The sequence below is a fragment of the Streptomyces sp. NPDC057010 genome (genome assembly GCF_042673805.1).
GTDB lineage: Bacteria > Actinomycetota > Actinomycetes > Streptomycetales > Streptomycetaceae > Streptomyces.
Genome location: NZ_JBHUSC010000064.1, coordinates 25579 through 34320, shown reverse-complemented (window position 1 = coordinate 34320; position 8742 = coordinate 25579). Strand labels below are relative to the sequence as shown.

Genomic DNA, 8742 nt, shown 5'->3' with positions numbered 1-8742 from the left:
TCACGGACCGCCCCGGCAGTCAAGGCCCCGCCCGGGGGCACCACCGAAGCCCGCCGGCGATTGAGGCACGGGGGCGCGGGGGCGGAGCCCCCGGAACGGCGCCGCACGCGGCACACCCCGGCCCCGCCGGCGAGGCGCGCGGCGGAGCCCCGGTCTTTGAGGCGCACCCGCGCACGCGGAGAGGCACACCCCGGCCCCGCCGGCGAGGCGCGCGGCGGAGCCCGGGTCTTTGAGGCGCACCCGCGCACGCGGAGAGGCACACCCCAGGCCCCGCCGGCGAGGCGCGCGGCGGAGCCCGGGTCTTTGAGGCGCACCTGCGCACGCGGAGAGGCACACCCCGGCCCCGCCGGCGAGGCGCGCGGCGGAGCCCCAGGAGGCCCGGCGCGGCCGCCCCGATCGGCACCCCCGACCCCCCGGGTCGTATCGTGGAGCCGGACACCGGGAAACCCCACGTCAACCAGCCGCTCCAGCGCCGCAGCGGCCCCGCAGATCCACCGCCGCACCAGGAGCCGCAACCGCCATGGCCGACACCCCCGCCTACCCCGTAGGACTTCGACTCGCCGGCCGCCGCGTCGTCGTCATCGGCGGTGGACAGGTCGCCCAGCGCCGCCTCCCCGCGCTCGTCGCGGCCGGCGCCGACGTCCTGCTCGTCTCCCCCTCCGCCACCCCCTCCGTGGACGCCATGGCCGAGACCGGCGAGATCCACTGGGAGCGCCGCCGCTACGAGGACGGCGACCTCGCCGGCGCCTGGTACGCCCTCATCGCCACCCGGGACCGCGAGGCCAACGACCGCGCCTCCGCCGAAGCCGAGCGCGAGCGGGTCTGGTGCGTCCGGGCCGACGACGCCGAGGCCGCCACCGCCTGGACGCCGGCCACCGGCCGCGTGGAGGGCGTCACCGTCGCCGTGCTGAGCGGCAACGACCCCCGCCGCTCCGCCGCCGTACGGGACGCCGTCGTCGAGGGGCTGCGCGACGGCACCCTCACCGCCGCCCGCCCCCACACCCCCGGCGTCTCCCTCGTCGGCGGCGGCCCCGGCGACCCCGACCTCATCACCGTGCGCGGCCGCCGCCTCCTCGCCGAGGCCGACGTCGTCATCGCCGATCGCCTCGGCCCCCGCGACCTGCTCGACGAACTCCCGCCGCACGTCGAGGTCATCGACGCCGCGAAGATCCCGTACGGCCGCTTCATGGCCCAGGAGGCCATCAACAACGCGCTGATCGAGCACGCCAAGGCCGGCAAGGCCGTGGTCCGGCTCAAGGGCGGGGACCCGTACGTCTTCGGCCGCGGCATGGAGGAGCTCCAGGCCCTCGCCGAGGCCGGCATCCCGTGCACCGTCGTGCCCGGCATCTCCAGCTCCATCTCGGTGCCCGGCGCCGTCGGCATCCCGGTCACCCACCGCGGTGTGGCGCACGAGTTCACCGTGGTCAGCGGCCACGTCGGCCCCGACGACCCGCGCTCGCTCGTGGACTGGGCCTCCCTCGCCAAGCTCACCGGCACCCTGGTGATCCTGATGGGCGTCGACAAGATCGGCCTGATCGCCGAGGCCCTCGTCCGCAACGGCCGCTCCGCCGACACCCCCGTCGCGGTCGTCCAGGAGGGCACCACCGCCACCCAGCGCCGTGTGGACGCCACCCTCGCCACGGTCGGCGAGACGGTCCGCGCCCAGGAGGTCCGCCCGCCCGCCGTCATCGTCATCGGCGAGGTCGTCACCGTCAACGGAACTCCCCCCACCACCAGCGTCTGACAGGCCGTTGGCTTCGCACCCAGGACAAGGCAGTATCACCCTGTGGCTGATCTCATCACCGTCGAAGACCCCGACGACCCGCGCCTGCGCGACTACACGGGCCTGACCGACGTCGAACTCCGGCGCCGGCGCGAGCCCGCCGAAGGCCTCTTCATCGCCGAGGGCGAGAAGGTCATCAGACGCGCCAAGGACGCCGGGTACGAGATGCGCTCGATGCTGCTCTCCGCCAAGTGGGTCGACGTCATGCGCGACGTCATCGACGAGCTCCCCGCCCCGGTCTACGCCGTCAGCCCCGAGCTCGCCGAGCGCGTCACCGGCTACCACGTGCACCGCGGCGCCCTCGCCTCCATGCAGCGCAAGCCGCTGCCGACGGCCGAGGAACTCCTCGCCACGACCCGCCGCGTGGTCATCATGGAAGCGGTCAACGACCACACCAACATCGGGGCCATCTTCCGCAGCGCCGCCGCCCTCGGGATGGACGCGGTGCTGCTGTCGCCCGACTGCGCGGACCCGCTCTACCGGCGTTCGGTGAAGGTCTCCATGGGTGCGGTCTTCTCCGTGCCCTACGCCCGTCTGGACGCGTGGCCCAAGGGCCTGGACTCGGTCCGCGAGGCCGGCTTCAAGCTGCTCGCCCTGACCCCGCACCAGAAGGCCTCGCCCATCGACGTGGCCGCGCCCCAGTCCCTGGAGCGGGTCGCGCTGATGCTCGGCGCCGAGGGCGACGGCCTGTCCACGCAGGCGCTGGTCGCCGCCGACGAGTGGGTGCGCATCCCGATGGCGCACGGCGTGGACTCGCTCAACGTCGGCGCGGCGGCCGCCGTCGCCTTCTACGCGGTGGCCCAGGGCCGCGAGACCGCGTAGGCGGCGTCAGAGCTTCTGGGCCGCCGCGATGCCCAGCGCCACGATCAGCGTCACCACGACGAACACGATCAGCCGCTGCCGCATCAGCTTCGGGTCCGGCCGCGAAGGGCGCCGCCCCGTCCCCGTCGTCCGGGGGCCCGGGCGGCCGCCCGTACGCCCCGCGGTCGGCCGGGAGGAGGGCCCGCCCGGGGTGCGCGGGGTGCGGGAGGACGAGGGCCGTGAGGGCGGCCCGCCCTGGGGCCGCGGGGCGGTGTCGCCGCGCGTACGGCGCTCCGTGCGCTGGTCGGCGTACGTGGCGGAGTCCTCGGCGGGCCGTCCCGCGGGCCGCTCGGTACGGGCGCGCTGCGCCGGCGGCCGCCCCTCGGGCAGCCCCTGCGCCTCACGGGCCGCGATCTCCTTGAGCCGCATCGACAGCTGGAGCGTGCTGGGCCGCTCCTCGGGGTCCTTGGCCAGGCAGGCCCGTACGAGGGGCGCGAGCGCGTCCGGGACCCCGTGCAGGTGCGGCTCCTCGTGGACCACGCGGTACAGCATGACCTCGGAACTGCCGTGCCCGAAGGGCGAGTCCGCGGTCGCCGCGTAGGCGAGGGTGGCCCCGAGGGCGAAGACGTCCGTGGCGGGGGTGACGGCCGCGCCGCGCACCTGTTCCGGCGCCAGGAACCCGGGGGAGCCGACGGCCGTTCCCACGTGGGTGAGGGTGCTCGCCCCGGTGGCCCACGCGATCCCGAAGTCGATGATCCGCGGGCCCTTGGGGGAGAGGAGGATGTTCGAGGGCTTGAGGTCGCGGTGGACGACACCCGCCTCGTGGACGGCAACGAGGCCCTCGGAGAGCGCGGCGCCGATCGCGGCGATCTGCGCTGCCGTCAGGGGGCCTTCCTCGGCCACCTTGTCGTGGAGGGAGGGCCCGGGCACGTACTGCGTGGCGAACCACGGCCGCTCGGCCTCCAGGTCCGCCGCCACCAGGCGTGCGGTGCACCCGCCCCGGATCCGCCGGGCGGCGGACACCTCGCGGGCGAACCGGGAGCGGAACTCCTGGTCCTCGGCCAGATCGGGCCGGATGACCTTGAGCGCCACGCGCTGCCCGCGCCGGTCCGATCCCAGGTAGACCACACCCATGCCGCCGGCGCCGAGCCGTCGGTGCAGTCTGAACGAGCCGACGACACGCGGGTCCTCGCGCCGGAGCCGCATCATCGCCATGTCCACCCCGCTGACCGGTCGTCCTGTTGACGTGGCACAGCTTACGGACGATCCGGCATGCGCGCTCAGAGGCCGCGCCCTCGCCGGGGGATTCGATTGTCAGTGCGGGACAGCACACTTGAGGGAGCATCAGCGCTTCCGCGGGGTGCCGGCAGGGGTGGGGCCGGGGCGGCCAATCGGCCCGCCCGGCAAGGGGATTGAGGTGCCCGCCGGGCTCCCGGGCCGGTCGCGTGCGCCCGCGCGCACCCCGCCCCCGAGTCGATCTTGCCCAGAGCCCGCCCCCGGACACGCATGAACAGGGAGTGACGGAAGTGAGCGAAGTCACTACGCTCCGGTGACCCCCTCCGGGAAGACCCCTACAACGGGTGAGCGGTCTCCACCCAGGGGAGTACGCGGGGCCGATGCCGTCATCCTCCTGGAGGCCCGGCAATGGGTACGAGGGCATGAGGCCGGGGCCCTTGCGCCCGCCTAGTGTTGAAGTCAAGCGGCGGGTGGCGCACTCGTCCCCCGAGGTCATAAGCCCGCCGCTGCCAAACGACAGGGAGAGGACCATGGCGGACATCGCACGGCAGGGACGCAAGGCTTTCGCGTTCAACGGCCATGAGTCCGGCACGCGCCACCCGCTGGTGGCCGCGGCCATGGTGCTCCCCCTGGCCGCGCTCCTGCTCTTCGTCTTCGGAGGTTTCGAGCAGGTCGTGGCACAGGCGTCGTCCGTGGGCGTGATGCTGGGGCGCTGAGCGGCGCCCCAGGCCCGGGAAGAGCGGCCCGGGCCGGGACATCGGCCGGTCGAACCCCGTGGGGACGGGGGAGCGACGACGGACGGCAGGTGAAGGGTGCTGCCCGTACGACTGGGGAGTCGGACGGGCAGCACCCTTTTTCGCTGCGCGGACCTGGCCGTAGCCTTCCCGCCATGAACGACGCACGGTTCCCCACCGACCCGCAGGCCGCCGGGTGACGCCGGACGGGCTCGCGTGCTGGGCCTCCGGCGGCTCCGGCGGGGCCCAGGCCCTGCTCGCCGACCGCCCCGACGGGATGGTCGTGCGCTGCGGTGAGCTCGTCGCCAAGGCGCACGCCCCCGACAGCGACGCCCCCGCCCTCGCGGCGCGCCTGCGGATCGCGGGGGCCGCCCCGCTCGCCGGGATCCTGCTGCCCCCGCTGCGCACCGGCCGCCTCCGAGGCCGCCACGTCTCACTGTGGCCGTACGGCACCCCCGTCGACCCGGACCGCCCCGAGGACGCGCCCTGGGAGGCGGCCGCCCGGCTGCTCGCGGCCCTCCACCGGACCCCACCGGAGGCCCTCCCCGGCCCGGTCCCCCCGATGCGCGGCCCGGCCAAGGTGGCCCGCTCCCTCCGCCGTCTCGCCCGCGCGCTGACGGGACCCCCACCGGGAGTACCGGGAGCAGACGCCCGGTGCGCCGGGAGCGCCGCGTGTATCGGGTGTGTCCCGAGCAACGGGGATCCCGATGTGCTTGCCGTGCGGGCCGCAGGCCTGACGCTGCCGGCCTGGGCGCGCGGGGAGGCCGCGGCGCCGCCCGGCGGGGCGCTGTGCCACGGGGACCTCCACCTCGGGCAGCTGGTCCGCCACCCCGCCCCGGAGGGGCCCTGGCTGCTGATCGACGTGGACGACCTCGGCCTCGGAACCCCCGCCTGGGACCTCGCCCGCCCGGCCGCCTGGTACGCCGCCGGGCTCCTCCCCCCGGAGGAGTGGCTGCGCTTCCTCGACGCCTACCGCGCCGCCGGCGGCCCGGCCGCCGGTCCGCCCGGCTGCGACCCCTGGCCGGAACTCGACCTCGCCGCCCGCGCGCTCACCGTACAGACGGCCGCGCTCGCCCTGGCCAAGGCGGCCGAGGCGGGCCGCCGACTCGACGACGGGGAGCGGCTGATGGTCGACGCATGCGTCCGAATAGCCATGCTCCCGGCCGACTTGGAGTCCGGGGCTCCGTCGTAGGGTGAGTTTCCCGCCACCGGGCATGCATCCGGTGGCCACGTCGACGGCGAGGAGTTGAACCGGCATGCAGTGTCCGAAGTGTCACGCCATCATGCACACGTACAACCGCAACGGTGTCCAGATCGAGCAGTGCAGCGGCTGTCGCGGCATCTTCCTCGACTACGGCGAGCTGGAGGCGCTGACCCGCCTGGAGTCCCAGTACACCGCCCAGTACGGGCAGGTGCCCCCGCCCGCCGCACCCCCGGCGCCCTACCCGGCCCAGCACGCGGCTCCGGCCTGGGGCGCCCCGCACCACGGTCACGGCCACGGTCACGGCCACCACCACCGCGGCGGCTTCGGCCGGATGCTCTTCTCCTCCTGAGCCCCGGCCCCGGCCCCAGCTCCGGGGACGACGGAAGCCCCGGCCGTCGAGACGGCCGGGGCTTCCGGGCGGTGCGCGATACTGGGATTGAACCAGTGACCTCTTCCGTGTCAGGGAAGCGCTCTCCCGCTGAGCTAATCGCGCGGGACTACGGTGCGAAACCGCAGGTCAAGCAGGTGGTGCGTGGTACTGCGTGCGCGATACTGGGATTGAACCAGTGACCTCTTCCGTGTCAGGGAAGCGCTCTCCCGCTGAGCTAATCGCGCGGGGATCCTTGCGGATCAGTGGACGATACTGGGATTGAACCAGTGACCTCTTCCGTGTCAGGGAAGCGCTCTCCCGCTGAGCTAATCGTCCTTGGAGGTGGAGACGGGATTTGAACCCGTGTAGACGGCTTTGCAGGCCGTTGCCTCGCCTCTCGGCCACTCCACCATGGAGCTGCAGGGGTTCTCGGGAAGAAATCCCCCACTTCGAGCGGACGACGAGACTCGAACTCGCGACATCCACCTTGGCAAGGTGGTGCTCTACCAACTGAGCTACGTCCGCAGGTCACCGTGTTCGCTCCGGGGTTTTTCCCCTTCGCTCCCTGGCGACGTGTTGAACTCTAGCGGATTCCCGGGCCAGCTCAAAAACGCGTTTCCGCAGCGTGCTGCCGCTCGATCACCACCGGTCACCCGCCGGTCACCTCTCCGGCGCCGCCGCGTCACCGGTCATAGACTCGCAGCCGTGCACGACCTGCCTCCCATGGCCCGCTTCGGCGGCCTCCTCGCCACCGACCTCCGAGACGTCACCAGCGACCCTGGTGCACTCGACTCCACCGGCTTCTGGGCCGTGGCAGCCGACTTCGAAGGCCGGCTCGTCTGCGCGCGCTTCGGGGACATACGCCCCGACCCGGTGCCCGCGCCCGTCCCCGGTGCCTGGCACGGCCCCGACGCCGACCAGTGGACCTCCTCCCTCGACCGGGAGCGGTACGTCGCCGGCGTCCGCCGCATCCGCGAGCACATCGCCGCGGGCGAGGTCTACCAGGCCAACCTCTGCCGCGTGCTGTCCGCGCCGCTGCCGGACCCGGCCGGGGCCGACGTCGACGCCCTGACCGCGCTGCTCGCGCGCGGCAACCCGGCCCCCTATGCAGGAACGATTCGGCTGCCCGCCCACGGCGTCGAGATCGCCACCGCCTCCCCGGAGCTGTTCCTGCGCCGCACCGGCCGGCGCGTGGAGTCCGGCCCGATCAAGGGCACCGGCCGCACCGCCGCGGACCTGCTCCCCAAGGACCACGCCGAGAACGTGATGATCGTGGACCTCGTCCGCAACGACCTCGGCCGGGTCTGCGCCACCGGCTCCGTCACCGTCCCGGAGCTGTGCGCCGTCGAGGAGCACCCGGGACTGGTCCACCTCGTCTCCACCGTGAGCGGAGAGCTCGCCGACGGCGCCGGCTGGCCCGAGCTGCTCGCCGCCGCCTTCCCGCCCGGCTCCGTCACCGGCGCGCCCAAGTCCTCCGCCCTGCGGATCATCGAGGCCCTGGAGACCGCCCCGCGCGGCCCCTACTGCGGGGGCATCGGCTGGGTCGACGCCGATCAGGGCACCGCCGAGCTGGCCGTCGGCATCCGGACCTTCTGGATCGACCGCGAGGCCCCCGGCGGCCCCCGTCTGCTCTTCGGCACGGGCGCCGGGATCACCTGGGGCTCCGACCCCGACCGGGAGTGGGCGGAGACCGAGCTGAAGGCCGCCCGCCTGCTGCGGGTAGCGTCGGGAACCACCCCGGAGGCGACCGGCACCCGGGGGACGAACGGGATGAGCGGAGGGACCGTACGGTGAGGATCTGGCTCGACGGAGCGCTGCGGGACGTCGACGGAGCGAAGGTGTCCGTCTTCGACCACGGGCTGACCGTGGGTGACGGCGTGTTCGAGACGCTCAAGGCGGAGGGCGGCCGGACCTTCGCCCTCACCCGCCACCTGGAGCGGCTGACCCGCTCCGCCCGGGGCCTCGGGCTGCCGGACCCCGACCTCGACGAGGTGCGCCGGGCCTGCGCGGCCGTCCTGGAGGCCAACCCGATGGAGCGCGGCCGGCTGCGCGTCACCTACACCGGCGGCGTCTCCCCGCTCGGCTCCGACCGCGGCGAGTCCGGGCCCACCCTGATCGCCGCCGTCGCGGAGACCCCCCGCCGCCCCGACACCACCGCCGTCGTCACGGTGGACTGGGTCCGCAACGAGCGCTCCGCCGTGGCCGGCCTGAAGACCACCTCGTACGCCGAGAACGTCGTCGCGCTCGCCACCGCCCACCGGGCCGGGGCCTCCGAGGCGCTCCTCGCCAACACCGTCGGACGGCTGTGCGAGGGCACCGGCTCCAACGTCTTCGTCGTCCTCGACGGGGAGCTGCACACCCCGCCCCTGGCCTCCGGCTGCCTCGCCGGCATCACCCGCGCCCTCGTCGTCGAGTGGTCCGGGGCCAAGGAGACCGACCTGCCGTTCGAGGCCCTGGCCCGCGCCGACGAGGTCTTCCTGACCTCCTCGCTGCGCGACGTCCAGGCGGTCGTACGGATCGACGCGCGCGAGCTCGGCACGGCCCCCGGGCCCGTCACGGCCGAGGCGATGCGGCTCTTCGACGCGAAGGCGGGCGCGGACCTCGATCCGTGAAC

8 protein-coding genes and 5 tRNA genes are annotated in these 8742 nt (G+C 74.4%); 7 read left to right on the top strand and 6 right to left on the bottom strand.

Translation table 11 applies throughout. From position 1 onward, the window contains the following. Positions 1–520: 520 nt before the first annotated feature. Together cobA and ACFTXQ_RS32555 are read left to right on the top strand one after the other, a co-directional pair. The gene (gene cobA / locus ACFTXQ_RS32560; RefSeq protein ID WP_382647974.1) at positions 521–1744 is read left to right on the top strand and encodes a uroporphyrinogen-III C-methyltransferase; all 1224 of its coding nucleotides are present in this window, start codon (positions 521–523) and stop codon (positions 1742–1744) included. A 42-nt stretch (positions 1745–1786) separates the two neighbouring features. After that, positions 1787–2605 (top strand): TrmH family RNA methyltransferase, encoded by an 819-nt coding sequence (locus ACFTXQ_RS32555; RefSeq protein WP_382647971.1) that lies wholly within the window; start codon positions 1787–1789, stop codon positions 2603–2605. Between the two features lie 6 nt (positions 2606–2611). On the opposite strand, the gene ACFTXQ_RS32550 is transcribed toward ACFTXQ_RS32555, so the two are convergent. After that, positions 2612–3799: a protein kinase gene (locus tag ACFTXQ_RS32550; RefSeq protein WP_382647968.1), complete on the bottom strand. Its 1188-nt coding sequence runs from the start codon at positions 3797–3799 to the stop codon at positions 2612–2614. Between the two features lie 551 nt (positions 3800–4350). Here ACFTXQ_RS32550 and ACFTXQ_RS32545 point away from each other — a divergent pair. The 3 genes from ACFTXQ_RS32545 (at position 4351) to ACFTXQ_RS32535 (ending at position 6107) form a co-directional block, all read left to right on the top strand. Next, positions 4351–4536: a hypothetical protein gene (locus ACFTXQ_RS32545; protein WP_382647965.1), complete on the top strand. Its 186-nt coding sequence runs from the start codon at positions 4351–4353 to the stop codon at positions 4534–4536. 214 nt (positions 4537–4750) lie between these two features. After that, entirely contained in the window at positions 4751–5746 is a 996-nt protein-coding gene (locus tag ACFTXQ_RS32540; RefSeq protein WP_382647962.1) for a phosphotransferase family protein, read from the top strand. 64 nt (positions 5747–5810) lie between these two features. Next, positions 5811–6107, top strand: a complete 297-nt coding sequence (locus ACFTXQ_RS32535; protein ID WP_382647959.1) for a zf-TFIIB domain-containing protein — start codon at positions 5811–5813, stop codon at positions 6105–6107. Positions 6108–6179: 72 nt separating this feature from the next. Here the strand turns inward: ACFTXQ_RS32535 and ACFTXQ_RS32530 are convergent. The 5 genes from ACFTXQ_RS32530 to ACFTXQ_RS32510 form a co-directional block, all read right to left on the bottom strand. Next, positions 6180–6251, bottom strand: a tRNA-Val gene (locus ACFTXQ_RS32530). 50 nt (positions 6252–6301) lie between these two features. Beyond that, positions 6302–6373: transfer RNA gene (locus ACFTXQ_RS32525), tRNA-Val, on the bottom strand. 19 nt (positions 6374–6392) lie between these two features. Beyond that, positions 6393–6464 (bottom strand) — tRNA-Val (locus tag ACFTXQ_RS32520). 1 nt (position 6465) lies between these two features. Then, positions 6466–6539, bottom strand: a tRNA-Cys gene (locus tag ACFTXQ_RS32515). A 41-nt stretch (positions 6540–6580) separates the two neighbouring features. Beyond that, a tRNA-Gly gene (locus ACFTXQ_RS32510) sits at positions 6581–6653 on the bottom strand. Positions 6654–6833: 180 nt separating this feature from the next. Between ACFTXQ_RS32510 and ACFTXQ_RS32505 the strand changes: the two genes are divergently transcribed. Together ACFTXQ_RS32505 and ACFTXQ_RS32500 are read left to right on the top strand one after the other, a co-directional pair. After that, on the top strand, positions 6834–7922 hold the full coding sequence (locus tag ACFTXQ_RS32505; protein ID WP_382647957.1) for a chorismate-binding protein: 1089 nt from the start codon (positions 6834–6836) through the stop codon (positions 7920–7922). Continuing rightward, positions 7919–8740: an aminotransferase class IV gene (locus ACFTXQ_RS32500; protein WP_382647955.1), complete on the top strand. Its 822-nt coding sequence runs from the start codon at positions 7919–7921 to the stop codon at positions 8738–8740. The genes ACFTXQ_RS32505 and ACFTXQ_RS32500 overlap by 4 nt, the downstream gene beginning before the upstream one ends. Positions 8741–8742: the final 2 nt, after the last annotated feature.

What these genes read in the sequence shown, in the direction of transcription:
- cobA (WP_382647974.1), top strand. Translation starts at nt 521, where the DNA reads ATGGCCGACACCCCCGCCTACCCCGTAGGACTTCGACTCGCCGGCCGC.
- ACFTXQ_RS32550 (WP_382647968.1), bottom strand. Translation starts at nt 3,799, where the DNA reads ATGGCGATGATGCGGCTCCGGCGCGAGGACCCGCGTGTCGTCGGCTCG.
- ACFTXQ_RS32545 (WP_382647965.1), top strand. Translation starts at nt 4,351, where the DNA reads ATGGCGGACATCGCACGGCAGGGACGCAAGGCTTTCGCGTTCAACGGC.
- ACFTXQ_RS32535 (WP_382647959.1), top strand. Translation starts at nt 5,811, where the DNA reads ATGCAGTGTCCGAAGTGTCACGCCATCATGCACACGTACAACCGCAAC.